This is a genomic window from Spirosoma oryzicola (assembly GCF_021233055.1).
Taxonomy (GTDB): Bacteria; Bacteroidota; Bacteroidia; order Cytophagales; family Spirosomataceae; genus Spirosoma; species Spirosoma oryzicola.
This window is the reverse complement of record NZ_CP089538.1, coordinates 3,061,756-3,085,921: the sequence shown is the minus strand read 5'-3', so window position 1 is coordinate 3,085,921 and position 24,166 is coordinate 3,061,756. Positions and strand designations below refer to the sequence as shown.

The 24,166-nt window shown below is 49.6% G+C and carries 25 protein-coding genes; 14 read left to right on the top strand and 11 right to left on the bottom strand.

Annotated features, from left to right (window positions below; all coding sequences use genetic code 11):
• Window positions 1–45: 45 nt before the first annotated feature.
• From LQ777_RS13105 to LQ777_RS13090, 4 genes are all read left to right on the top strand, one after another.
• The gene (locus LQ777_RS13105) at window positions 46–1,254 is read left to right on the top strand and encodes an acyltransferase family protein (protein WP_232558374.1); all 1,209 of its coding nucleotides are present in this window, start codon (window positions 46–48) and stop codon (window positions 1,252–1,254) included.
• Between the two features lie 116 nt (window positions 1,255–1,370).
• Complete coding sequence (gene bioB, locus LQ777_RS13100; protein ID WP_232558373.1) at window positions 1,371–2,375, top strand: biotin synthase BioB; 1,005 nt, start codon at window positions 1,371–1,373, stop codon at window positions 2,373–2,375.
• Window positions 2,376–2,516: 141 nt separating this feature from the next.
• Window positions 2,517–3,014 carry a hypothetical protein gene (locus LQ777_RS13095; RefSeq protein ID WP_232558372.1) on the top strand — a complete coding sequence of 166 codons (498 nt, stop codon included), beginning with the start codon at window positions 2,517–2,519 and terminating at the stop codon, window positions 3,012–3,014.
• Window positions 3,015–3,147: 133 nt separating this feature from the next.
• Entirely contained in the window at window positions 3,148–3,912 is a 765-nt protein-coding gene (locus LQ777_RS13090) for a M48 family metallopeptidase (RefSeq protein ID WP_232558371.1), read from the top strand.
• Window positions 3,913–4,000: 88 nt separating this feature from the next.
• Here the strand turns inward: LQ777_RS13090 and LQ777_RS13085 are convergent, their stop codons facing one another.
• Window positions 4,001–4,747, bottom strand: coding sequence for a hypothetical protein (locus LQ777_RS13085; protein ID WP_232558370.1), 747 nt, complete (start codon window positions 4,745–4,747; stop codon window positions 4,001–4,003).
• Between the two features lie 294 nt (window positions 4,748–5,041).
• Between LQ777_RS13085 and LQ777_RS13080 the strand changes: the two genes are divergently transcribed.
• Window positions 5,042–5,821 carry a UDP-2,3-diacylglucosamine diphosphatase gene (locus LQ777_RS13080; RefSeq protein WP_232558369.1) on the top strand — a complete coding sequence of 260 codons (780 nt, stop codon included), beginning with the start codon at window positions 5,042–5,044 and terminating at the stop codon, window positions 5,819–5,821.
• 63 nt (window positions 5,822–5,884) lie between these two features.
• On the opposite strand, the gene LQ777_RS13075 is transcribed toward LQ777_RS13080, so the two are convergent.
• Window positions 5,885–6,610 carry a carboxypeptidase-like regulatory domain-containing protein gene (locus tag LQ777_RS13075; RefSeq protein ID WP_232558368.1) on the bottom strand — a complete coding sequence of 242 codons (726 nt, stop codon included), beginning with the start codon at window positions 6,608–6,610 and terminating at the stop codon, window positions 5,885–5,887.
• A 392-nt stretch (window positions 6,611–7,002) separates the two neighbouring features.
• Between LQ777_RS13075 and LQ777_RS13070 the strand changes: the two genes are divergently transcribed.
• Together LQ777_RS13070 and LQ777_RS13065 are read left to right on the top strand one after the other, a co-directional pair.
• Window positions 7,003–7,215 carry a hypothetical protein gene (locus tag LQ777_RS13070; protein WP_232558367.1) on the top strand — a complete coding sequence of 71 codons (213 nt, stop codon included), beginning with the start codon at window positions 7,003–7,005 and terminating at the stop codon, window positions 7,213–7,215.
• 171 nt (window positions 7,216–7,386) lie between these two features.
• Window positions 7,387–7,629 carry a hypothetical protein gene (locus LQ777_RS13065; protein WP_232558366.1) on the top strand — a complete coding sequence of 81 codons (243 nt, stop codon included), beginning with the start codon at window positions 7,387–7,389 and terminating at the stop codon, window positions 7,627–7,629.
• A 71-nt stretch (window positions 7,630–7,700) separates the two neighbouring features.
• Here the strand turns inward: LQ777_RS13065 and LQ777_RS13060 are convergent, their stop codons facing one another.
• The 4 genes from LQ777_RS13060 to LQ777_RS13045 form a co-directional block, all read right to left on the bottom strand.
• Complete coding sequence (locus LQ777_RS13060) at window positions 7,701–8,369, bottom strand: TetR/AcrR family transcriptional regulator (protein WP_232558365.1); 669 nt, start codon at window positions 8,367–8,369, stop codon at window positions 7,701–7,703.
• A gap of 788 nt (window positions 8,370–9,157) precedes the next feature.
• Window positions 9,158–9,991 (bottom strand): phosphatidate cytidylyltransferase, encoded by an 834-nt coding sequence (locus LQ777_RS13055; protein ID WP_232558364.1) that lies wholly within the window; start codon window positions 9,989–9,991, stop codon window positions 9,158–9,160.
• Window positions 9,972–10,190 carry a putative signal transducing protein gene (locus LQ777_RS13050; RefSeq protein WP_232558363.1) on the bottom strand — a complete coding sequence of 73 codons (219 nt, stop codon included), beginning with the start codon at window positions 10,188–10,190 and terminating at the stop codon, window positions 9,972–9,974. The genes LQ777_RS13055 and LQ777_RS13050 overlap by 20 nt, the downstream gene beginning before the upstream one ends.
• A 62-nt stretch (window positions 10,191–10,252) precedes the next feature.
• Window positions 10,253–11,191: a CPBP family intramembrane glutamic endopeptidase gene (locus LQ777_RS13045; protein WP_425276904.1), complete on the bottom strand. Its 939-nt coding sequence runs from the start codon at window positions 11,189–11,191 to the stop codon at window positions 10,253–10,255.
• A gap of 311 nt (window positions 11,192–11,502) precedes the next feature.
• On the opposite strand from LQ777_RS13045, the gene LQ777_RS13040 reads away from it, so the two are divergent.
• The 3 genes from LQ777_RS13040 (at window position 11,503) to dusB (ending at window position 15,098) form a co-directional block, all read left to right on the top strand.
• Window positions 11,503–12,579, top strand: coding sequence for a sensor histidine kinase (locus LQ777_RS13040; protein WP_232558362.1), 1,077 nt, complete (start codon window positions 11,503–11,505; stop codon window positions 12,577–12,579).
• Between the two features lie 167 nt (window positions 12,580–12,746).
• Window positions 12,747–13,982 (top strand): sensor histidine kinase, encoded by a 1,236-nt coding sequence (locus LQ777_RS13035; RefSeq protein ID WP_232558361.1) that lies wholly within the window; start codon window positions 12,747–12,749, stop codon window positions 13,980–13,982.
• Window positions 13,983–14,108: 126 nt separating this feature from the next.
• Complete coding sequence (gene dusB / locus LQ777_RS13030) at window positions 14,109–15,098, top strand: tRNA dihydrouridine synthase DusB (protein WP_232558360.1); 990 nt, start codon at window positions 14,109–14,111, stop codon at window positions 15,096–15,098.
• Window positions 15,099–15,172: 74 nt separating this feature from the next.
• On the opposite strand, the gene LQ777_RS13025 is transcribed toward dusB, so the two are convergent.
• Entirely contained in the window at window positions 15,173–15,823 is a 651-nt protein-coding gene (locus tag LQ777_RS13025) for a DsbA family oxidoreductase (RefSeq protein ID WP_232558359.1), read from the bottom strand.
• A 93-nt stretch (window positions 15,824–15,916) separates the two neighbouring features.
• The gene (locus LQ777_RS13020) at window positions 15,917–16,975 is read right to left on the bottom strand and encodes a methyltransferase (protein WP_232558358.1); all 1,059 of its coding nucleotides are present in this window, start codon (window positions 16,973–16,975) and stop codon (window positions 15,917–15,919) included.
• A 186-nt stretch (window positions 16,976–17,161) separates the two neighbouring features.
• Here LQ777_RS13020 and LQ777_RS13015 point away from each other — a divergent pair, with 186 nt between their 5' ends.
• From LQ777_RS13015 to frr, 3 genes are all read left to right on the top strand, one after another.
• Window positions 17,162–17,662, top strand: a complete 501-nt coding sequence (locus LQ777_RS13015) for an acyl-CoA carboxylase biotin carboxyl carrier protein subunit (RefSeq protein ID WP_232558357.1) — start codon at window positions 17,162–17,164, stop codon at window positions 17,660–17,662.
• 106 nt (window positions 17,663–17,768) lie between these two features.
• Window positions 17,769–18,509: a UMP kinase gene (gene pyrH, locus LQ777_RS13010; protein WP_232558356.1), complete on the top strand. Its 741-nt coding sequence runs from the start codon at window positions 17,769–17,771 to the stop codon at window positions 18,507–18,509.
• Window positions 18,510–18,589: 80 nt separating this feature from the next.
• The gene (gene frr, locus LQ777_RS13005) at window positions 18,590–19,150 is read left to right on the top strand and encodes a ribosome recycling factor (RefSeq protein ID WP_232558355.1); all 561 of its coding nucleotides are present in this window, start codon (window positions 18,590–18,592) and stop codon (window positions 19,148–19,150) included.
• A gap of 135 nt (window positions 19,151–19,285) precedes the next feature.
• On the opposite strand, the gene LQ777_RS13000 is transcribed toward frr, so the two are convergent.
• The 3 genes from LQ777_RS13000 to LQ777_RS12990 all read right to left on the bottom strand — a co-directional run bounded on the left by LQ777_RS13000 (window position 19,286) and on the right by LQ777_RS12990 (window position 21,349).
• Window positions 19,286–19,684, bottom strand: coding sequence for a hypothetical protein (locus LQ777_RS13000; RefSeq protein ID WP_232558354.1), 399 nt, complete (start codon window positions 19,682–19,684; stop codon window positions 19,286–19,288).
• Window positions 19,685–19,889: 205 nt separating this feature from the next.
• Window positions 19,890–20,501: a DinB family protein gene (locus LQ777_RS12995; RefSeq protein ID WP_232558353.1), complete on the bottom strand. Its 612-nt coding sequence runs from the start codon at window positions 20,499–20,501 to the stop codon at window positions 19,890–19,892.
• Between the two features lie 269 nt (window positions 20,502–20,770).
• Window positions 20,771–21,349: a Crp/Fnr family transcriptional regulator gene (locus LQ777_RS12990; protein ID WP_232558352.1), complete on the bottom strand. Its 579-nt coding sequence runs from the start codon at window positions 21,347–21,349 to the stop codon at window positions 20,771–20,773.
• Between the two features lie 183 nt (window positions 21,350–21,532).
• Between LQ777_RS12990 and LQ777_RS12985 the strand changes: the two genes are divergently transcribed.
• Window positions 21,533–24,127 (top strand): YfhO family protein, encoded by a 2,595-nt coding sequence (locus tag LQ777_RS12985; RefSeq protein ID WP_232558351.1) that lies wholly within the window; start codon window positions 21,533–21,535, stop codon window positions 24,125–24,127.
• The last annotated feature ends 39 nt before the right edge of the window (window positions 24,128–24,166 follow it).

Below are 24,166 nucleotides of genomic sequence, written 5' to 3'. Positions count from 1 at the left end.
CTTCCTGAGGCCAATTTTGGCCCATCGAACCAAACTGTCCTTACAATGCCCTCTGCTTCGCCACTACAGAATAAGCTCTCCTCTACGGAACAGGCTTCCACTATTGTACCGCCAACACTGCGTCGTTACGACCTCGACTGGCTGCGCGTCATTGCCATTGTGACGCTGTTGTTTTACCATACGGGAATGATCTACGTCTCGTGGGGCTGGCACGTACAAAGCAATGAAACAAGTCCGCCGATGGAAGAAGTGATGCGCTGGCTACACCGCTGGCGAATGCCACTCCTGTTCTTTATTTCGGGCGCAGGGACATTTTTCGCGTTGAAAAAGCGCACGTTTGGTACTTATGCGGGGGAGCGTGTCCGGCGGTTGTTTATACCGCTCGTGTTTGGGATGTTCGTGATCGTGCCCCCTCAAATTTATACGGAATGGATTTTTCGAGGGCGATTCACGGGTAGCTATAGCGAGTTTTATCCTGAAGTTTTTGGGTTTCAGCCGTACCACGATGGCGGGACGGGTGGAGCTTTTAGCTGGCATCACCTGTGGTTTGTGTGCTACCTGTTTTTGTATTCGATTCTGAGCATTCCCGTATTCCGGTGGCTGAAAGGAGAATCTGGACAACGCTTCACGGACCGGATCGGACGGTTAGTGGCGCGACCGGGCGGAGCGATGTGGCTGGTTGGTTTGCTCATTGTGAACGATCTTGCTCTGGGTGGGCTCTTCCCCAATGAGACTCATGCGTTAATCAATGACTGGGCGTACTTTATGCAAAACCTAATCCTGTTCTGGCTGGGGTATGTGTTGATTAGCCGACGCGACTTCTGGCAAATCCTGACTGACCAACGACGTTATTTTCTGGTAGGAACAGTCGTCTGTACTCTTCTTCTTTACAGCGCCCGGGTATTTATAGGTCCCGACAGTATTAACGCTTCTCAACTGCTGACTACGTTATACAGCTTTAACGGCCTTAGCCTAACCTGGTTTTCGGTGCTGGCAACCGTAGCTTACGGCTATCGCTATTTAAACGTGAACAAACCTATTCTTTCGCAGTTGAACGAAGCCGTTTACCCGTTTTACATCCTGCACCAGACCGTCATTGTGATCATTGGGTACTTTGTTCTGACAAGAACTCAATTGGGTGTTTACGATGGATTTATGGCAGTAAGCCTTTCATCATTAGTGATTTGTGTCGCCATTTACCTGCTGTTGATCCGGCCCTTCAAGCTTACTCGTATCCTGTTCGGATTGAAATAAACGGGCTTAGTATTGATTTACCAGCGCCGGTTTACGATTTTTGACAAATAGAATCCATCATAGCACGGAAAATCATGCCGTACGATGGTTCCTCGCCAACATTAAAACCGAACGTTATGCTGCGCACCGATTGGACCCGTGCCGAAATTGCCGAAATATACAATTCCCCCGTTCTGGACCTGATGTACCGGGCCGCTACCGTCCACCGTCAACACCACGATCCGCAGGAAGTACAGGTCTGTACGCTGCTGTCGGTGAAAACGGGCGGTTGCCCCGAAGATTGTGCCTATTGTCCGCAGGCGGCTCGCTATCATACCGCCGTGAAAGTACATAAGCTGATGGAGGTTGATGAGGTGCTAACAGCCGCACACCGGGCCAAAGAAACAGGTAGTACGCGCTTCTGCATGGGAGCCGCCTGGCGTGAAGTGCGTGATAACCGGGATTTCGATAAGGTGCTTGAAATGGTACAGGGCGTCAACGAAATGGGACTGGAAGTATGCTGCACACTTGGTATGCTGACAGAAAGTCAGGCGCAAAAATTAAAAGACGCGGGTCTGTACGCCTACAATCACAACCTGGATACAAGCGAAGAGTATTACGGAGATATCATCAGTACCCGTACCTACGACGACCGGCTGGACACGCTGGGTCATGCGCGTAAAGCGGGTATTTCGGTTTGCTCGGGTGGTATTATCGGCATGGGCGAATCTGATCAGGATCGTATCGGCATGCTGCATACACTGGCGACGCTGCCCCAACACCCTGAATCGGTACCGGTTAATGCGCTCGTTCCCGTAGAAGGAACTCCGCTGGAAGAGCAGCCTCGTGTGTCGGTTTGGGAAATGATTCGGATGATCGCAACGGCCCGGATCATTATGCCGAAAGCCATGGTACGTCTTTCAGCTGGTCGTGTTCGGATGAATACCGAAGAGCAAGCCTTGTGTTTCCTGGCGGGCGCTAATTCCATTTTTGCCGGCGATAAGCTTCTGACAACGCCTAACCCCGGCGAAGATTTGGATCAGCAGTTGTTCCAGACGCTGAATATTCGGCCCCGCAAAGCCTTTAAAAACGGCGATAAGCCCGCCGTTACGTTTGAGCAGATTCCAATGGCGGTGCATTGATCGATTTGTTGAGAAAATAAAGAAAGCGTATTATGATTGACAGTCATAGTACGCTTTTTCGCTTTGTAGCGAACTAGAGTTAAAAATTTGTTTAAATCTGTACGATTTTTTGTGGCTTAATCGTTGGTCAGAAAAAAGCGTATGATGCCTGCACGAGCGTATTCTTTTCTTGCCGGGGTAGTGCTAATCGGTCTATTGGGCGTAACCGCCTGTCAGACACCAACCGACGTCGTACGACCCAGTCAGGCCGTTGGTGTCAACCAGACCGTTTCGGTTTCCGACTGGATCGCGATCAATGCCAATACCTGGTCGGTGAGTCCTAAAGCGCCACAAATGCACATCGCTGGCTTCGTTGATAGTGCGGTGACAAACGCGGTGGTTGAAAATGGTCTGGTCGTTGCTTTCTATCGTCATTCGGCCAGCGACCACATTTTTCCCTTACCCGTTACGCTCGGTAATCAGTCGATCTCGTTTACGTATTATGCGATGAACGATAAAGGGATTATCAGCTTTCAGCAAAAGCCCGGACAAACCATCGACGGGGAATACCGCTGGATTGTTGTGCCGAAGGAAGCCGCCAAGCATGTAGACTGGACCAATTACGAGGTTGTAAGGCAGGAACTCGCCCTGGAAGAATAAAGTAACAGCATTGCCGGCCATGAACCAACATGCGTTCCTGATCATCTGTTAAACCTTTACCCCCTTTTTTAAGTCAATAGAGAAAATTTACCTGGTGCGGTATACCCGGTAACTACCTAAATTGACTCCGTATATGAAGCGTATTGCAAGCCTATTCTTGATCGCGTTCGGGTTGCCTACTCTAACGTTCGCGCAACTCAACCCTAGTCTTATGCAAGCGGGACTCGACGCCATAAACTCGGCAACCTTAAGCAACGATCAGGTTGTCCAATACTCCCGACAGGCCGTTCAGCAAATGGATGCTCAAAATCCGGTCGCTGGTCCGAATGATCCGTATACTCAGCGCCTGAACCGAATTGTCAGTCGGCATCGTACCGTCAGCGGATTGCCCATCAACTACAAAGTGTATAAAGTAAAAGACGTCAACGCGTTTGCCACCGCCGACGGTAGTGTTCGCGTTTTCAAAGGGTTGATGGATATTATGACGGATAACGAATTACTGGCTATCATGGGCCACGAAATTGGTCACGTTATCAATCACGACTCACGGGATGCGATGAAAAGTGCGCTTCGTCGCTCTGCCATCCGTAACGTAGCGGCATCCCAATCCGGTATTGTTGGGAAGTTATCCCGCTCCCAGGTCGGGGGGCTTGCCGATAACCTGCTGGGAGCCTCATTTAGTCGTCGTCAGGAAAGCGAAGCCGATGATTATAGCTACGACTTCCTGAAACGAAACGGGTACAATGTAATAGCGCTGGCGACGTCGTTCGAGAAGCTGGCTAAGCAAAATGGGGGAGGTGGAGGAAGCGTTACGCAGATACTGTCATCGCACCCCGATAGCAAAGCGCGGGCTCAACGGGTTCGTGACCGCGCTCGCCGGGACGGCCTGGTTCGCTAAGCGCTGTCGAATAGCGAAACGCCAAAAACAAATCAAGGGACACGGCTTTTGACCATGTCCCTTGATTTGTTTTTGGATCAGACGATTCTTAGAGTCGGCGTTGGTACTCGTTGCCGACAATTTTTTCGATCAGAACTTCGGCCAGATTTTGCGCGTGTTCTTTCCGAACCTCTTGCTTCTCTTTGGTTTCAACGGTGACGTTGATGATATGGTTGTTATACAATACGTGTAAAGCGCCTTCTTTCGGGTCCCAAACTGCTTTGTCGCCCACGCCTTGTACGGCTACGAAACGACCTTTACTAACGGCAGGTTTCGTTAAAGGGAGTGCACCTAACGTGCTATCACCCTGAACTTCTTTCGACGAGTCGCTTTTTGCGGTTGCATCCTGTTCGTCGGCGGGCATCTCAGAGCCGGTACCTTCAGGATGTGGCCCGGTCAGTGCGGGTTTCTCCTCTTCGCTTTCATGACCTTTTTTGCCCTGATACAGCTTATCAAACGTGTATTCAGCGACATACATGGATTCAAACGGCTTGGTTCCGCCAAAGGAAAGGGCTATTTTATTGCCGCTCCATTCAAATTCACAACCATTTTGATGGTCAAGTACTTCTATTTCGCTGCTTTCTCCAATGTTAAAAGCACCCCGCATGTATTCTTCGTCCAGAATGTTGCAGGGCTTTTGGTAGTTGGCATCAACACTAAGGGTCGTAACACCTACCACTTGTTTAGCTAAATAAGGACTGCCGGTACCTGCCGCGTTATTGGCGTTGTCAGAATCGGAGTTGCCGCAGGCGAAACAAAGTACAGGAAAAGCTAGAATCAGTGATTTGAGTTTCATAAGTTATTCTAAGAAAGCTTAAAAGTAGTGTTTTCTTAAATACCATCGAACGCAGTTAGATGTTTTCGTCGGTCCGCAACTTTGGTGAGATCAGCAAAAAAGCCTTCGTCGTAGCCTTCGTAGCCTGGCCAATAGCCTGATACTGAAAGCTATTTTATAAGTTAGTTAGGTGGGCGTTGTGCCATGGACAACGATGTGATTCGTGACGCAGCGATTGGGTAAGAATGAGTGAACAGCGGGGAAGCATGGGTGAACGACATTCATTGCGTAGCTTTGTGCCGAATTACCGTATTCATGTCGAATCCAGAAATTATTCAGCTGCCCGCTGGCCAAAAGGTATATTTTGCCTCCGATTTTCACCTCGGAACACCCTCCTCCGAACAGAGTCTTACCCGCGAACGAGCTATTGTCGCCTGGCTCAATGAAATCCGTTCAGACGCAGAAATGATTTTCCTGGTCGGCGATGTGTTTGATTTTTGGTTTGAATACAAGCGCAGTATTCCCAAAGGGTTTATTCGATTGCAGGGGAAACTGGCTGAACTGACGGACGCCGGAATACGTATCGTGTTGTTTACGGGAAATCACGATATGTGGATGGACTCCTATTTTACGCAGGAGATGGGCATCCCCGTTTACCGGAATCCCCAGTCTTATGTTATTGGCGACAAACGGTTTTACGTCGGTCATGGCGATGGACTCGGCCCCGGCGATTATACGTACAAAAAGTTAAAGCGCGTTTTTGAAAGCGGATTGGCCCGACGGCTCTTTCGGTATCTGCATCCTGACATGGGTATTGGCATAGCCCAGGCGTGGTCGCGTCGGAGCCGTATCAGCAATCAGTCGAAAGGAGAGGAGCATTTTCTGGGCGAGGACCGGGAGTGGCTCATGCTTTATTCCCGCGAAGTGGAAGCCCGTGAACATCACGATTTCTACGTTTTTGGGCATCGGCATTTACCCCTCGATCTGGCCGTATCGCCAACTAGTCGCTACCTAAATCTGGGTGAATGGGTAAACGCAAAAACCTACGCGGTATTTGACGGAGCGGACCTGCAATTAAAAACGTGGGGTAAATAGGGATCTACATAGGCAGAATCGGATCGTCCTACAGATCAACATATGGGTGCCTGACTACACCGATTAATTCGATTGCAACAAATCTTTTCGGGAGACGTTTTCCCGGGGGGCTTTATTGAGTTCGCTGCGCCACTCCTTGTTTTTAAGATCCCCTCGTTTGACGGATCGAATAAAGTTAGCCCAGGCGAATGGGTTCGTGAATGAGAAGGTCGGTGTTTGACTGCGGCCAATAACGGATTCCCGCCCAAAGAACTGTTGGTTGACAAAGTTCTGGTGGTTGGCCAGCGCGCCCATAGGCATGGTGGCTGCCTGCCGCATGATGGCTTCCGGACTTGTGTTTTTTGCCAGGTTTTCCCGCTCTTTTTCGTCGGGAAGCTTAAGGTTCACAAATGCATCTTTAAACAACTCCTCCGTAGCGTAAGGGTATACTTTTACCTCCGCCAGCGTCTTTACATCTTCCTGAAGGGCCACCACCGCCGAATACGTCAAATCCGCAAGTCGCGAGGGAATAATATGGTATTGCGTCCGGAAACCAACGTAACTGAAAATCACGCTATCGCCCGGAAACACGGGTAACGCAAAATACCCATTTGGAGCCGACAGAACTCCTTTACCTGCTTTGGGAATGTAGATGTAAGCACCCGGTAGCGGATCGTTGTTCCTCCCGCCAGTCAGGAAGCCCGTAAATGTCACCTGCCGGTCTTGCCCCTGCGCAAACGTATCCGTAAACAGGCCCGAAAGAACCAGTAGGCTTAACCCAAGAAGTATATGTTTTAGCGATTGCCTCATGCTTTAAATAAACACTGAACTATGACAGGCCGTTGAAGGACAGTCTAATAGACCGTATGGTGAATTGCCAGCAGCCAGTGTCTTATTAACGTAAACTACACAAAATAACGAATGATTTGGCAATTGCCGGTATTTAGCCAAATAATTTAAGAAAAGTTAAAGTTTCCGTCGTCGGCAAAAGCATGAATCGGCCTATTACTCACCAGCGAGATTTTGCTGCCTTTTTGTTTTCAGAAGATGTCAGCCAGACAAATTTACCCGTTTCTGGTAGTGAAGTCGGGCTGACTTTGATATAAGCGGAATCGCACAAGTGCCTATTTATAGAAAAAATGTATCCAAACGCAGTTAAGTAAGTCAAAAGCATGCTAATGACCAATTGAACACAAATCGACATGACAAAAAAACAAGCAGAACAATTCAACGATATGTTAAGCACACTCAGACGAATCGCTAAAGGGTATCAATCACCGGGTCAGCTCCGAAAGATCAGCCAAAGACAAAATAGAGTAGATTATACCGAAACCTTGGAGGGGTCTTATGAGAAAATGCAGCAGGAAGCGACTGAATGCGTAAAAGGTGTAAAGACAGTAGCTGAGAACCTATAAATCGACCAGAAATAGCCATCATTTAGAACCGCTACAGCCTGTGGCTTTATCCTACGGGTTAGGGAAAACAGGGTCGTTCAAAATTAGTGTACCGATTGCTAATATCGCCCGGCGCTCTATTGTGAGATTCTGTAACTTGACAAGGTCTTGTAGCAGACGCTTTATCCAACTATGAATATTCTTTTCACGTTCACCCCCAACAAAGTACAGTCGATCGCTAAAGAAATGGATTATGTGCCGCCGAAAGGATCGGGCGTGCAGTTTAGCGTTGATACACTGAAAGATGCAAATGGGCAGCCCGCTTTTTCCGGTGACGACTACACCGTTGTCTGGTTCAACGTCAACGCCACCCAAACCATTTTTACGTCGGACATGAACTACTATGTTGAGGTGGTTTTAGCGCACGAAGATTAACTGGCTTTCTGAACGATAAACGCCCGGATTTGGCTAAATCCGGGCGTTTATCGTTCAGAAAGTTTATTTTATTACCAGCTGCTTACTTTCAAATCGACAGCTCTGGTAGCCACATGGGTGTTAGAAGAACTGGTAGCCATTTTGCCAATTGCTTTGCAAATGATGGTAACGGCTTTCTCAATGCGTTGCCAACCGTCTTCACTACGTAAGTCGATCCCAATAACGGGCCGATCATTTTGGGCCTGTATGGTTAAATAGGACAAAGCGCCTAAAACAACAGCCGAAATCGCGTGATGATCACAACCTTCAATGAAAACCAACTGGTCAACCAACCGGGTCATTTCGTCATCCTGCGCTTTGCTGATGGTTTCAGCTAATGAGTCGTTCTCTTTTACCGAAGCTTTAAGTAATTCACGAGCCGAGCGAGATGTGCGAAGTTGACGGAAAAGTTGCAAGGACTGGCTCGACCAGATATTGGCTAGTTCACTGGGCTGGGCGGGCCTGATCTGCTCTAGCCAAGCGGGTGTATAGTGAGGAAATAGTCGCCCCATTCGCACAAAGTACTCCAATAAGCCCTCAATGCCACCAAAATAACGGTAGATCAGTACTTTACTCACACCAGCTCTCTCAGCAATGTGATTGATACCCACTGCTTCAATACCTCCCTCGGCTATGATCTGCTCTAATGCATCGACAATTCGCTGGATAGTCTGAGCTCGGTTACGTGTAATTTTTTCCATTATGTTTTCTCAAATGTTGAAAGCTTGGTTAAATTAGTTCAGGTTTAGGTTTGTAAATGCATTTTTATTCAAATATAGTTACTAAAATGAATTATAATATTATATTTATTATCCGGTAACAAAAACGTAAGTAAGGTATTTCTTTAACAACGCGTCTTTCACATTGTACACGTCATACCTATTTATTACCTGTTAGTAATTTGAGAATGCTGAATCCCCGTTCGCGTTGCAGACGGGGATTTTACTTTCCGAAGAACAGAAAAAAACGGTTTCCTATGCTCGTAATGCAGAATTATCGTTTTTAATGCCAGCGAGCAAAAGATAAACGGGTAAATAATAGATTACTTTAGGTTTCAGTTAACTACTGGAGATCAATAAGGGAGATTGCTATGCGTAACTGATAAAAACGCCCGGTCTCAAAGCGAACCAGGCGTTTAGCTCCTTCCTCTTTTTAGATACATGTTCTATATTATACAAAGTAAAGGTATAGAAAGTTTATAAAAATGTCATTTTATAAACAAAAACAGACTATCTATAGCGCGTTGAAGAGCATTCTGTATAGATTGATGGCCTTTCTGATTGGATTGATCAACAACGTTTACGAAATAAGCGCCTTCCTTTTCTTGATTCCGTTTTTCTGCCTTGGCGAACATTTACATACTGTCAAGAGAGATAATAAAAAAGCCGCTCTGTACAGAGCGGCCTGAGAAAGTAATGTGAAACCTGCTATCGATAAAGTTGAACGAAAATATCTGTTGAACCTTATTCAGCCCTATACACCAGATTAACTAGGCAAATAATTTCAGAAAGGTAATAATAAACGGGGCTGCCAATAAAAGCCCGTCGAAGCGGTCGAGAAATCCACCGTGGCCCGGAATGCTAGATCCAGAATCTTTAATGGCAATGCTCCGCTTGAATAACGATTCGACCAGATCGCCATAGGTACCCGTCACGACGATGATGCCCCCGACGCAATACCATTGCCAGGGACGTAACTCATCGGCATACAAGGCCAGTCCAAGAGCGATGATGCCTGCGGCTGCCGCGCCCCCAAGCGCTCCTTCCCACGATTTCTTGGGAGAAACCCGTTCAAACAATTTGCGTTTGCCAAAATAGGTACCGGCAAAATAAGCGCCGATGTCACTGGCCCACAGCAACAGCAGGCAACCCGTAATGATCATGGGATGAAAAGTGCCTCCGCGCAACGCTAGTATAATCAACAGGGCAAATGGCATCGCCACGTAGATGATGCCCAAAAACGTAAAACCGATATTGGTAAACGGTTTCATGTCGCGCTTCTTGTAAAGCTTGATCAGAAAGATCATCGACGAAGCCGGGCAGATGAGAAAATAGTTGCCAGTACCGATTTGGTCGGTTTCGATGAAGTAGGCCAGTATGCAGACCATGCACCCGACAAGCGTTCCGTAAGCGGTAAGCGGTTCGAAACCGTCGAGGCCCAGCAAGCGATAAAACTCCCGTTGGGTGAGTGCACTGATGACACAAAATAGCAGCGCGAACGTCCAGTCGGCATACCAAATCATGAAAATAATAAAAGGAACCCCTACAATAGCCGCGATAACCCGCTGCTGTAGGTTTGACATGCTAGCTAAACGTTGCTTCATTATCCAGAATTACTTTGGCCAAAATAGCGTCTTTTGCCAATACGTGAACTTCACTTTTTCCCCACCCGATCGTTGGATAACTACTGCTTTGTTTGTTAATTACCACCGCCGGAATATCGTGTTCGCTCAACAACGCCTTCGCCAGTTCGGCCCGGTGTGGTAAAGGGGTGATGTAAATAGACTCCCAGTTTTCGCTCATTGTTTAGCTATATTATTCATTAGGCAAATGGGATTGCCAACCAAACCGCTCAATTTAGTCAATTATTGCTTATTGGCCTGCCTGAAGTAGTACAAAAAACCAAGGGTGACAACACCCGAGACTAAGGCTCCCAACACCGGCACCGACTCGGTGCTTTCGATGTCTACCGGCACCATCTTACGCTGGAAAAGGTAAACCATCGCTACCGTAAAGCCATTGTTAACGAAGTGAGCCAGGATAGGTACCCATAGATTTCCCGACGAGACATACAGGTAGCCAAACAAAGCGCCTAGCAACATGCGGGGAAAAAAGCCCAGAAACTGCACATGAATTGCACTGAACAAGGCCGCTGCCAGCCAGACGCCCACGTGGACGTTGCCAGTCCAGTAGCTGAGGTTGCGTTGTAGAATACCTCGAAAAAGGGTTTCTTCACCAATGGCCGGAATAACCGCGATGACCAGCATGGCTATGGTCAGTTGCAGGGGTGTTTTAAACGTTGTAAGGTATTTGGTGACGCCTTCCAGATTCTTTTCTTTGTCCCGAATCCACTGTTCCAGCGGAGCTAGGGTTTGGGGAAGATGCAGTCCCTGGTTCCATTCGATGATGAGCCCGTCGAAGGGCATAAACGCAATCACGATCAAGGAAACCAACCCAATCCCGGCCACCGCCGAGATAGGACGGGCGTTGAACTGATCCCAGGTTCGACGCTCCGTTAAATACCAGTAGCCGAGCGACGGTAGAAGAAACGTACCGAGGTGATTGACGGCTTGCAGAAACATAAGTTCGTACCAGCCGGTAGGTACAGCCTGCGGATTGGCCGCCAATTCGGTTAAGTAAGCCTGCGCTTGAGTAGGACCTATCCCCTTGACGACCATCAGGAGACCGAACAGCAAAAGCGTACTGATGACCCCACCGATCAGCACAAAACCGACTAACATTATCAGGCCACCAAGCGTAGGCGGCCGCGATAACGGGCGTTCGGGTATAGAAAAGGGTTGCATACGTTCGTAAATTTATCCGATAGACCCTGGCTTGTCGAGAAAGACGCTGACGAATCGGCTGAAGTACCGTTTCCGTGAAACGAACCAAATCAGTCCATTGGACCGCAAGTTACGACAAAAAACGACCCTGACGGCGTTTAAAGCCAAATGCCATGAATTCTGTGTTGTGGCTAGGCCGTGCGCGGGGACCAACCGGACCCGGAACTACCGGTCGCTAAAGAGCTGCGGGCTTAGGCTTGAAGTAGCGCTCCATTTCGCACGGAAGCCGCTTGGATTTCGTACATTGCCGGTTGATTCCTCGCTGTGTATTCATGAATTTGTTGCCTCTGATAAGGCCTTACCTCATTCAGCCCCTTACGTATTCCACCATCGAACGCCGGTATTACCTGCTTGGGTTACCGGTTTTTGTGTTGCTGGGTAATTATTACCTACTGGGGCTTCGGTATATCCAGGAAGGGGCGGCCTTTGCCATTGGAACCGTTCTGTCCGTTTTAATTTATTGGTCATTAATACTGACGCTCAGGGTTGTGGTGCTTGGGGCACTCCGCCGGTTTTCTCAGGTGCGGCAGGCAATGCTTCGTACGCTGACCATGCTTTGTGTGGCCGCCGGAGTGACAACTGGGTTTGCCGTATTGTACGTCTGGTGCTACAGTCTGATTCCCGTTCTGGGTATTTCGTTTTCATGGGGTATCGTACAGCCTATCTGGATTGTCAGTTACATTTTCGACGTTTTTCTGTGCACGGGAATCAGCGTTTACTATACGTACTCGCAATGGGAAACGCACCAGTTTGAAAATGATCGCCTGAAGCGTATCGCGTTACAACACCAATTTGAAGCCTTAAAAGGCGATTTGAATCCGCACTTTCTGTTTAATAGCCTAAACTCACTGTCGGCACTCATTGGTGAAGACACGGCTCAGGCTGAGCGATTTGTGGACGATTTAGCGAGGGTGTATCGCTATCTGTTGCAGGCGGGTAAGCATGAACTGGTTTCGCTACAGGTTGAACTGGATTATACCCGGGTATACGCTAATTTGCTGAAAACGCGGTATGGTGATAGTTTGGCTATCAGCTTTCAGGTAGCCGATGACTATCGGGATCATCATTTGCCCCCGTTAACGATGCAAACATTAATCGACAATGCGATCAAGCATAACATCATGTCGGTCTCCAATCCGCTGGTGATTGGGGTAACGACTACGCCAGATGGAAGCCTGCAAGCCCGAAATATTGTGCAACGAAAGACAAATCGGGTAGAAACAACTCGGGCCGGACTAGCAAATCTAACGGCCAGATATCGTATTATTAGCGACGAAAAATTACTGATTCGCCAGGAAGGAGACTGGTTTGTGGTTACGGCACCGTTAATCAATCTGAATAAGGTCTGAGAAGTACGTACCCATTGACACCCGCAGGGATGGCTTTACAGTCTGTTCCGTTGTTTTTGCAGATCGAATGGCAGAAATAACAGCCCGGTCGGGATGAGGATGGGTATCCGCCGAATCGGTTGTTAGTTGCGCTTATATTGTACACAGCTCAGCGTAGACATGCTTTTATGCACTCATCAGTTCGACATACGATTCGCCAGTGGTTATCCCAGAGGCTACTGATACCGCGTTTTGGGGCAAAACCGGACGCGTCCGTCACCGAAGCGCAGCGGGCTTTACCGGGAAAGCAGCCCGCATTGCGGTGGCACGTTTTACTCATGCCCGTCTTTTTTATTCCGCTGGTTTCCTACTGGATCATTGGCCCGACGTACCTGTCCGACTGGCGGGCTTTTGTGGGCGGTACCGTGCTGAATTTCACGTTGACCGGCTGTTGTGTTTCAGTGCTAAATTATCTGACTCCGCGCGTAATTCAGCGTTACCCGAGCTTAACCCAGGTTTGGTCACGGGTCTGGCGAATGCTGCTGATTTTTGGTTTCGTCACGCCGGCCTTTTTGCTGCTTGGCATTTTTATCTACGAACATTTTCATCTGTTTGGCTATCAGCACGAGCCTGGCTTAACGACTAAAATTTTGTTGTACAACGCCCTGGTCAACGTAATTTCGGTGGGTATCGACGAAACCGTGTATTCGCTTACCAAATGGCGGGAAAGTCTTCTGGAACAGGAAAAGCTGAAGGAAGTGACGCTTCAAAGTCAGTACGAAAGTTTGAAGCACCAGGTCAATCCGCACTTTTTGTTTAACAGCCTTAATTCGCTGTCGTCGCTGATTGCCGACGAGCCGGAGCAAGCCGAAGAGTTTTTGTACGAGATGGCCAATGTGTACCGGTATCTGCTCCAGACCAATAAAGCCGTCAGTACGGAAGGAGGGAGCGAATTAACAACGCTGGAAACCGAGTTGAAATTTATTGATTCGTATTACCACCTGCTTAAAACCCGGTATCGGGCAGGCATCGACTTGCAGATAGACGTTTCGGCTGATCTGCTGACGCATCGATTGCCTCCTTTAACGTTACAAATGCTGGTCGAAAATGCCGTAAAACATAACGTTGTTGCGGCCAATAAACCGTTACTGTTGGAAATCAGTACGACTACACTAGCGCTCGATAGGATGGACCAGACTCCCATTCGTCAAATCTGTCGACCCGGTAAAGCGAGCGAGGGGATGGGCTGGCTGATTGTGCGGAATAATTTGCAGCGGAAAAATAACCGGATGGCGTCAAACCAGGTTGGGTTGTCCAACATTGCGGCTAAATATCGGCTACTCGCGCAGTCTGAGCCCATCATTCGGGATGATGATGGTTATTTTACGGTGATGTTATCGCTGTTCTCGCCCGAGAAGTCGTAAGCTCAGGCAAAGAGACAACGCTCAGGTGTTGCGTACGCAGCCTTTCCTAAGCGTTTACACCACTGAGGAACCAAACGAGTCCGTAAATCGTAATTCCGACAGTATAGATCATAACTTATTGCCTGCGTGGTTACTATTGGCAACATTCAATTACCGGATTTTCCGCTGCTGCTGGCTCCTATGGAAGATGTCAGCGATCCACCCTTTCGGGCGGTTTGTAAGGCCAACGGAGCCGACCTGATGTACACGGAGTTTATTTCGTCGGAAGGGTTGATTCGCGATGCCGCTAAAAGCGTGCAGAAGCTGGACATCTTCGAATACGAACGCCCGATTGGTATTCAATTATTCGGCTCGGACGTGGAAACGATGGGGGCCTGTGCCGAAATAGCCTCCCGTGCCAATCCAGATCTGATCGACATCAATTACGGCTGCCCCGTAAAAAATGTGGCTTGCCGGGGCGCGGGCGCGGCTCTGTTGCAGGACATTCCCAAGATGGTGCGCATGACCGACGCCGTTGTCAAAGCCACGCATCTGCCCGTAACGGTAAAAACCCGGCTTGGCTGGGACGACAACACCAAAAACGTGGGCGAGGTTGCCGAACGGTTGCAGGATATCGGCATCAAAGCCCTGACGATTCACGGTCGCACGCGCGTGCAAATGTACAAAGGCGAAGCGGACTGGACGCTCATCGGTCGCATCAAAGAAAATCCGCGCATTCAGATTCCCATCTTCGGGAATGGCGATATTGATTCGCCCGAAAAAGCGCTCGAATACAAAAATAAATACGGCGTAGACGGTGTGATGATTGGTCGGGCCAGTATCGGTTATCCCTGGATCTTCGACGAGATCAAGCATTTCGTGCGCACCGGCGAACACCGACTCGCTCCAACTATTGCTGACCGAGTAGCCGTTTGTCGGCAGCACCTTGACTTTTCGATTCGCTGGAAAGGTGAGATTGTCGGCTTATTTGAGATGCGCCGTCACTACGCGAACTACTTTAAAGGCTTACCCGATTTTAAGCCGTACCGGTCGCAGCTCGTTACGACGGATTCTTACGCCGGAGTCGCTGCCCTTCTGGACGAAATACAGGAAAAATACATGCCTGAACTGGTGTAAACAGTTATCAACAAGCAAGGCCCCACGCAACCAGACCGGGGTTGCGTGGGGCCTTCGCTCGTACGTTTAGCTCGCTAAACGGTTTCTTTCTGTGCTTCGGACCAGGCCGTATTGAGTGCACCCAAAAACGTTTCCGGTTGTTGCGCGCCCGAAACGGCGTACCGACGATTAAAGACAAAAAACGGAACACCCCGTGCGCCGACCTGCTGTGCTTCGTAAATGTCGCGCTGAACAGCTTCCGCGTACTGATTGCTTTCCAGCATTTGCCGCACATCTGAAGCGTCCAGGCCAATATCGGTGCCTAATTCCAGCAACGTTTCGTGGTCAGCCGTGTTACGGCCTTCCGTAAAATAAGCCCGAAACAGACGCTCTTCGGCGGCATCACCTAATCCGTGCGCTTTGGCTAGCTGAATCAGGCGGTGGGCGTCGAACGAATTGGCGACGACGGCTTTATCGAAGTCGTAGGTTAAGCCAACGTCACCAGCCATCGCCGTAACGCGATCATTCATCTGCCGGGCCTGATCAAGACTCCAACCTTTGGCTTCGGACAAATAATCGTTGATATTCTTGCTCGGATCGGTTTTCATAGCCGGATTAAGCTGAAAGCTTTTCCAGACAATCGTTACCTGATCTTTATGCGAAAACTCGTTGAGTGCATGTTCGAATTTGCGTTTGCCAATGTAGCAAAACGGGCACATGACATCACTCCAGATTTCTACTTCCATCGTTGGTTTGTTTAGGCGAATCGGGTGAAACGCCGTTTGTAGCCGACATAGTGAACCTGCTCCATAACCCGGTCGGTAGCGATTCCGTTCGCATTACCCGTTTGGTTTACGCGCCCAGATCAAGCCGTAATCCATCTGAGTCGGAATGTTGTCGGAAGTGGGTTCCAGCCCAGCCTGCACAAACCAGCTTCGGTATTCGGCCCGGCTGTAGCATCGACCCTTTGTTCCCCAGAACAATTGAGCGGAGTAGTCCGTAACCGGCAGTGGCCCGTCGAGCGTGTCGTTTAGAAAGGCATCGTGAACCCACAGTTCTCCGCCGGGGCGCAGCGCAGCCGCAAAGCGGTCGGCTAATAATTGACAAGTGGGGGTAGGCCAGTCGTGAAAAAGGCTCGCTGCCAGCAGGATATCCGTTTGGGGAAGTTCGTCCGTCAGCATATCGCCAGGCAGGAATGTTACCCGCTCGCGAAGCGTCTCTGCTCCCGGACGGCCACTTTGGCTTAATTCGTCCAGCAATTCGGAAGCGACCGATAAGACCGCTGGCCGGTCAAACAAGGTGGCTGTCGATGTCGGATTTTGCAGGAGCCATTCGTAGGTGTAAAAACCGGTTCCCCCCGCTACATCCAGTAAATGACCGTCGCGCTTCGTGATTTTTGACGCGACAATGGGCGATAATCGACGGGCGCGGCCCGACAGCCCAAGCGTTAGCTCCCGCGCGAGAGCCGGGTCGTCCATCGGTGATGGCCCTTCGCCTTCTTTAACAAACGTGATGCCCTGCGGAGCATCGAGCGGACCATCATTTTGAAGCCGGATGACCATTTCAAGGGCGCCCAGATCATCTTTTTCCAGCCCTACGTATCCAGCGACATTCGGCGTTTGCTGGCGGACTAGATAACGCCCTAATTCGGTAATCGTTAAGCGGTCTGATGCATCGTAACGGAGCAGATCCATTGCGCACAGCGCCGGAAACAGCACCATGGCCGGGCGTTCCTGTAAGTTCAGTCGCTCACGCAACTCGTTAACGGAGAGCGAAGTGTCACTAAGATAATCAAAAACGGGTAAATGGCTGACGGCTGCAATAAGTAAGCGGGAACCAAACATCGCCCGTAGGTGGCGGGTAATCGGGGCCAGATCTGGCTGAGAATCGTTGAGCATTGCGTTAATTGGTTTACAGGGCTTGTAATGACCTGAATAAGCGCCAAAGATAAAGGCTTACTTACGTATATGAGCGTAACAACTGGTATGGCATTGGCAAAATTGCTGCGTCAGCCACGCCGGAAGAAAAAGATTTTGGATTCTGGTCGAGAAGCCGGAAATTGAACGGCCAACACCCTACTTTTTATGTACCAAACGATTCTTGCCAATCAGCCCGTTACAATTGACCTTACGGCTGCTGGTCCAACCCTCAACGGAGCGCCCTTTGATTGGGATCTGGTGAAATTGACTGAGCGGACTATCCATATTCTGTACCAGAACCGCTCGTACACCGCCGAAATTCTGGAATTGAATCAGGCCGAAAAAAGCGTGAAGTTGACGATCAACGGGCACATTCATCAGGTTCAGCTAAAGGATCGCTTTGATCTGTTGCTTGAAAAGATGGGCATGAGCAGCGCGGCTATGGCCAAGGTAAACGATCTGAAAGCCCCCATGCCAGGATTAATTGTGGGGGTCAACGTGCAGCCGGGCGATACCGTGAGTAAAGGGGATAGTCTGCTGATTCTGGAAGCGATGAAGATGGAAAACGTCCTGAAAGCCAGTGGCGATGGCCTCATCAAAAGCATTCGTACGGCTAAGGGCGACCGGGTAGAAAAAGGGCAGGTGTTGATTGAATTTGCCTCATAAATAGCCTGTGAAGACCGTTGCGCACAGTAAAAAACAAGGGTAAAACGTCAGACCATGTGGGCTATGCCCAACGCTTTTCGTATCTTTGTCCGCAAAATTTCTCCTCATGACACCTTCGACGAACTACAAACGCATTCTGCTCAAGCTGAGCGGAGAGGCATTGGCGGGCCCTAGCGGGTACAATATTGACCCGATTGTGCTGGAACAATACAGCCGTGAAATTAAGCAGGTAGTAGACATGGGCGTTCAGGTCGCCATCGTGATCGGGGGGGGCAATATCTTCCGGGGCGTATCGGGCGAACGGTCGGGCATCGACCGCGTTCAGGGCGATTACATGGGTATGCTGGCAACGGTTATCAACGCGATGGCCATCCAAAGCTCGCTCGAAAAACAGGGTTTGTACACCCGTGTTATGTCGGCGATCAAAATGGAGCAGGTCTGCGAACCGTACGTCCGTCGGCGGGCTGTACGTCACCTTGAGAAAGGCCGCGTCGTGATCTTTGGTGCCGGAACGGGCAACCCTTATTTTACAACCGACTCAACGGCGGCTCTGCGGGCTATCGAAATCGAAGCCGATGCCGTTCTGAAAGGTACTAAGGTAGATGGTGTTTACACGGCTGATCCGATGAAAGACAAAACCGCTACCCGGTATACCACCATTACGTTTGAGGACGTTTACGAAAAGAAACTAAGTGTGATGGACCTGACGGCCTTTACGCTTTGTCAGGAAAACAATTTGCCCATTATTGTCTTTAACATGAATGAAACGGGCAGTTTGCTCCGGCTTGTTCAGGGTGAAGACGTTGGTACCCTGATTACAACTAAATTACCCGAAGAAACAGTATAAAATAGCGATTAGCGATCACAGTTCAGGGTAACAAATGCGTTTATCGCCTAACCGGTAATCTGTAAATAGAAACCACAAAAATGGAAGAGATCGAGCTATACCTCGACGATGCAAAAGATACGATGGAAAAGGCGCTAAAGCACTTAGCCATCGAATTAACTAAAATTCGCGCCGGTAAGGCTTCTGCTCAGATGCTCGACGGCATTCAGGTTGAATACTACGGAATGATGTCACCGTTGCACACCGTCGCATCGGTTAATACGCCCGATGCCCGGACAATCGTGATCAAACCCTTCGAGAAAAAACTCATTGGAGAGGTTGAGAAATCAATTCGGAATTCCAATCTCGGCCTGAATCCAAACAACGACGGCGAGCAGATCCGGTTGAGTATTCCACCCCTGACCGAAGAACGTCGTCGGGATCTGGTTAAGAAAGTAAAACAGGAGGTAGAAACGGCGAAAGTCAACGTGCGCAACATCCGCAAAGACACGAACGACGATATCCGCAAACTGGTAAAGGAAGGGGTATCGGAAGATGCGGTCAAACAAGGTGAAGAACGCGTTCAGAAACTAACGGATGCTTTTATCACACGGGTTGACGAGGTATTTGCCGTCAAAGAAAAAGATATTCTGTCGGTATAGACCGCAGAAAAGTAAGTGTTGTAAGCCGATTGCCGACGAGGTAATCGGCTTACATTTTTTAGAACAGCCGTCGTTTAAGTGCGCCGGGCTGACTCCAGATTACGGCACATCGTAAGCTGTTGGCCCCCATTTTTTCTACGATTCGAAATCGCCCGGTAGCTCGGAATCTGTTTTTAACGTGACCTGACGGAGAAGCTTTGTCGTTCCGTTGGGTTCATCGGGCCAGTTTTCGTAGATATAGGCAAGGTACACCGGTTTTTCCGAGACAAGAACCTGGTAAAACCCATCGAACAAGGCCGGATTACAAACAATCTGGAAATCGCTCCCGTCGAAGTTCGTGCCGCCAACGTTCGTCGCTTTCCCGATACCATTCCATTTCTGAAACGCATTCGCTTCTTGAAAGAATAGCGTAGCGCGCACGCGAATACCATGCGAGAGATCAGGACTAACAAGTTTTATCGTTCGGGAAAAACTTTGAAAGTTTTGTGTGACGAATACCTGGTACGATTCGATCTGAAAGTTGCTGGCAGCCATAGTGTTTACAAGTAGATATGGCCAAATGTATTGAAGGAGCTGACTTGCTGGATAAAGTCTTTAGGGAACGGTGAAAAGCCAATACGACCGCAGTCGAAATCGACGTTTCAGCACCATAGCTATAGTAAAAGTTGCCGTACAACCACTCGGCAATCTCTGTTCTGGACAAACAAGAGCAGGCGAGTACACAAAAACTTTAGCTGGCTTACGAGGCCCTGAAGGGCGTATTTGTGGTGGGCGAAATACCCACCGCTTTCAGGACGCGTTGTGCCTGCAAGACGTGCCGCTGCTCGTGAGCAATTAAAAAACGAAACGTATCACCCAGACTCAGCTTGATCCAGCGGGCAATTGAAATGGGTATGCGCGAGCCTTCCAGGTCAACCGCTTTCGCCCGGTCGAGCAGGGATTCCAATTGCGCCTGTTGTCGAAGAAATTCGCGCCGTACGTTTTGTGCATTGGGTTGGTCATTGGGGGTATGGCTTTTAACGGCTTTCGCTTTAAGTCGAATACGTCCGTCGGCACCGGGACGCATGGACGTGGCGAAATAGTTGCCGAGCCAACCGCTTCGAAAAAAGGCTCTTGCCCCAGAGCCACTTTGTTCGCCCTGAAGAATCGCTTGCTCAAGCAGCGGCAGGTAATACGATCCGTAAGTGTTCAGATGCTCCAGGCATTGCGCGACGCTCCACTCCGCTGGTCCGGGCCGTTCAAGCAACTGGGCCTCGGATAAAGGCGCAAAATGCTGATCGGCAAGCTGGCGTATTATCATTACGTCTTTCTGCAACTGATCGATCAAAACCTGACTCACGAAACGCGGCATAGCGGTTGATGTTTACCGCAAACTTAGGGTTCCTATCACACAAAAATCTTGGTGTATGTCAAGATTTTATTGAGAAGTGATGAAGATAGCTTTGATCCCGACGCTGTGCTTTTGGTAGATACATCCGTAACGGAAGACAAGTCGCTATTCGACAAAATGTATGAGTTAGCGACCTACGTTTTAGCACTACCCAAAAGGATCTCGTCGGTGTAATGTCGGCGGGGCCGTGGTGTCGGTTTTGAGAAACCGACACCACGGCCCCGCCGACATTACACCCGAACGGATTTAAGCAATTTGCTGAACGTGGCCGGGTCTATACCCAAATAAGAAGCCAGGTATTTTTGTGGAATTAGTTGAAGTACCTGTGGGCTACGGGTTAGTAGAATGCGAAATTTTTCCTCGGCACTGCACGTCGCCAGTTCAATCTGACGTTGCAGCACGCCGGATAAGGCCTGGGCCGTTGCCAGCCGCACCCACCGTTCAAGATTGGGATGCGTATCGAGCAGCCGGGTAAAGTCGGCGTACGAAATGCGCAGCAGATGGCTAGCGGTCAATGTTTCGAGGTAATAGCGAGAGGGTTGTTGCAATTGAAACGAATCAACCACGCCTGCGAACGAACCGGTGTAGGAAAACACCAATGTCGTTTCGGTTGATGCATCGTCCATATAAAAGGCTCGTTGCACCCCTTCCTGCACAAAATAAAGGTAATGTTCAACAGCCCCGGCGCTGGTCAGCAGGGTTTTTCGTTTGTAGTGCACAGGATGCCAGCAAGCAGCAAAAGCTTCCCATTCCTCGTCAAGTAAGGGCATCGTGCGGAATACGGTTGCTTTGAGCGCTTCTTTTTCCAAGGTATAGTTGCTGGATTATAAGCTAATGATCTGCTGGCAAGCGCATCGCTGTAAACCGGCTAGAGTAGGTCACCAATGCAGGGATGAATATACGGCATGTTGTCCATTGACACGGCAAAATAGCCCGTTCATTCCGCCGTTTTAGTACAAAGCCGTATCTTTGGGCTACGTACTATTGACTTTATGAACCAACCAACCCTTTTTCAACGCCTTCGCCCGCATTTGATTGCCGTGCTAGGGCTTCTGGTGCTGGCCGTTATATACTTCTCGCCGGTGCTTTCGGGAAAAACCTTATCCATGCCCGATGTGCAGCAGGCCTCTGCTTCGGCTCGTGAAATTCGTGAAATCGCAAAAGAAACGGGTATCAAACCACTCTGGACCGACGCGCTTTTTAGCGGTATGCCGGGCTACATGATTGACTTTCATTACCCGTACATTCTGGTTTACAAAGCCGTGATGGCTGTTGTCAATATACTGCCAAACACGGCAAGTATCCTGTTTGTGGTGATGCTGGGCGCGTACATTTTACTGGTAGTGCTGGGCTGTAACCCCTGGCTGTCGGTACTGGGTGCAGCGGCTTACGGCTTGGGCACCTTCGGTATCGTCAGTCTCGAAGCGGGACACGTATCCAAACTGTTTGCAATGGGGTACGGCGCGGGTATGCTGGCGGGGGTAGTTCTGGCGCTGCGCGGTCGTTACTGGGTTGGCGCAGCCCTGATGGGCTTCTTCCTTTGTATGGAGCTGGGTGCCAACCACATTCAGATTACCTACTACCTGTTCATGACCATCGGCTTGTACGTACTCATCGAAGGGATAGCACTTATTCGCGGTGGGCGAGGCCGTCAGTTGGGATTGGGTCTAGCTACGATTGTTCTGGCGGGGGCGCTGGCTGCTGGCAGCTTCGGTAAACGCCTATTAATCCTAAACCAATACACGAAGGAAACAATTCGGGGTAAGTCTGAGCTGACGGCGAAAACGACGAATCCGGACGGCAAAACACCAACCAGTGAGTCGAAAGGAGGACTGGATAAAGACTACGCGTTTACGTACAGCTATGGCAAAGCTGAAACGCTGACATTACTCGTCCCGAACGTGTACGGTGGTGGATCAGCGGGTGGTCTGACGACGGATTCGCAGTTTTACAAGGCTATGACGAGCCGGGGTGTTGATCCGGCTGCTGCCAAGCAAATGGCTGAACTCGGCGCACCAACTTACTGGGGTGATCAACCAATTCTGGGCGGTCCGGCATACGCGGGCGCGGCACTCTTGTTTCTGTTCGTGCTTGGTATGTTTGTCATTCGCGGTCCTGTCCGGTGGTGGTTGTTGAGCGCGGCTGTGCTGATGATCATGCTGGCGTGGGGGAAAAACCTGCTTTTCTTTAACGAGTTCCTGTTCGACTACCTGCCTTATCTGAATAAGTTCCGGGCGATGACGATGGCACTTTGTCTGGCGCAGTTGTTTCTGGCCGCCGGGGCTGCCCTGGGTATTCAGACGATTGTAAACGAAAAACTGACGCTGGTTCAGTTAAAACAGCCGTTGCTGGTTAGCCTCGGTCTTACGGCGGGGGTAGCGCTTGTACTGGCCCTGATGGGCGGAACGTTATTCTCGTTCGAAAAGCCGAACGATATCGATATGCTAGCCCGCTATTTTGGCGAAGCCGCTAAAGATTTTCAGCTAGCCCTCATCAGCGACCGGCAGAGTATGCTGCGCTCGGATGCGTTCCGGTCGGTTATTTTTATCTTATTGGCTGCCGGCGCTGTTTGGCTGTTTCTGACCAACAAGATTAAAGCGGCTCTGTTCTACCCAATCCTGTCGGCTATCGTTATCTTCGACCTGTTTGCCGTGGACAAGCGGTTTCTAAACAATGCGGATTTCGTGCCCAAAGCGCAGGTAGCCACTATTTTTGAACCAACGGGTGCTGATCAACAAATTCTTCAGGATAAAACGCTGGGTTTCCGGGTCTTCGATCAGACCGAATCGTTTATGGAAAGCAACCGGGCGTCGTACTTTCACCGCTCGATTGGTGGCTATAACACAACCCGCCTGCGTCGTTATAATGAATTGATTACGTACGCGTTTCAGCCCAATTTCCTCAACATCCTGAACATGTTGAATGCCAAGTACGTGATTCGTCCTAGCGAGCCTGATCCCGCTGTTCCGCAACAAGCATCGACGGGGCCGGTAGCTTTGCCGAATCCAGAGGTGTTGGGGGCTGCCTGGTTTGTTAAAACGGTGCAGCAGGTAGGTAGTGCCGATGAAGAGATGGCCGTTATGAAATCGCTCAATCCCCGCGATTCGGCGGTCGTTGACAAGCGATTCGCACCAGAGTTAGGCAACCTGCCCGCTACGATGGATCATACGGGTAGTACGATTGCGTTGACAAGCTATCGCCCCGACAAGCTTATTTATCAGGCGAATGCCGTTCGGAATGGGCTGGTTGTTTTCTCGGAAGTGTATTATCGGGGGAATGAAGATTGGCAGGCGTTTATCGACGGAAAACCCGCTCCCCATCTGCGGGCTAACTACACCTTGCGGGCCATGCATGTACCCGCCGGAAAACATACCATCGAATTCCGGTTTGAGCCGCCACTGGCTAAGATAGGTGATATGATCGATCTGATCAGCAATGTGTTGTTGATTGCCCTGATCGGTTTCGTTTTGTTCCTCGAAGGACGTAATCGACGCACCGAGCCTGTACTAGCTCCTGAGCCAGTTTTGCCATCAACACCCGAATTAGAACGCTCATCCGCAAAAACGACGAAAGCCAAAACGCGGTAATTACAGTCGAAAGTAAGACAAACGAGCGGCATAACAGGA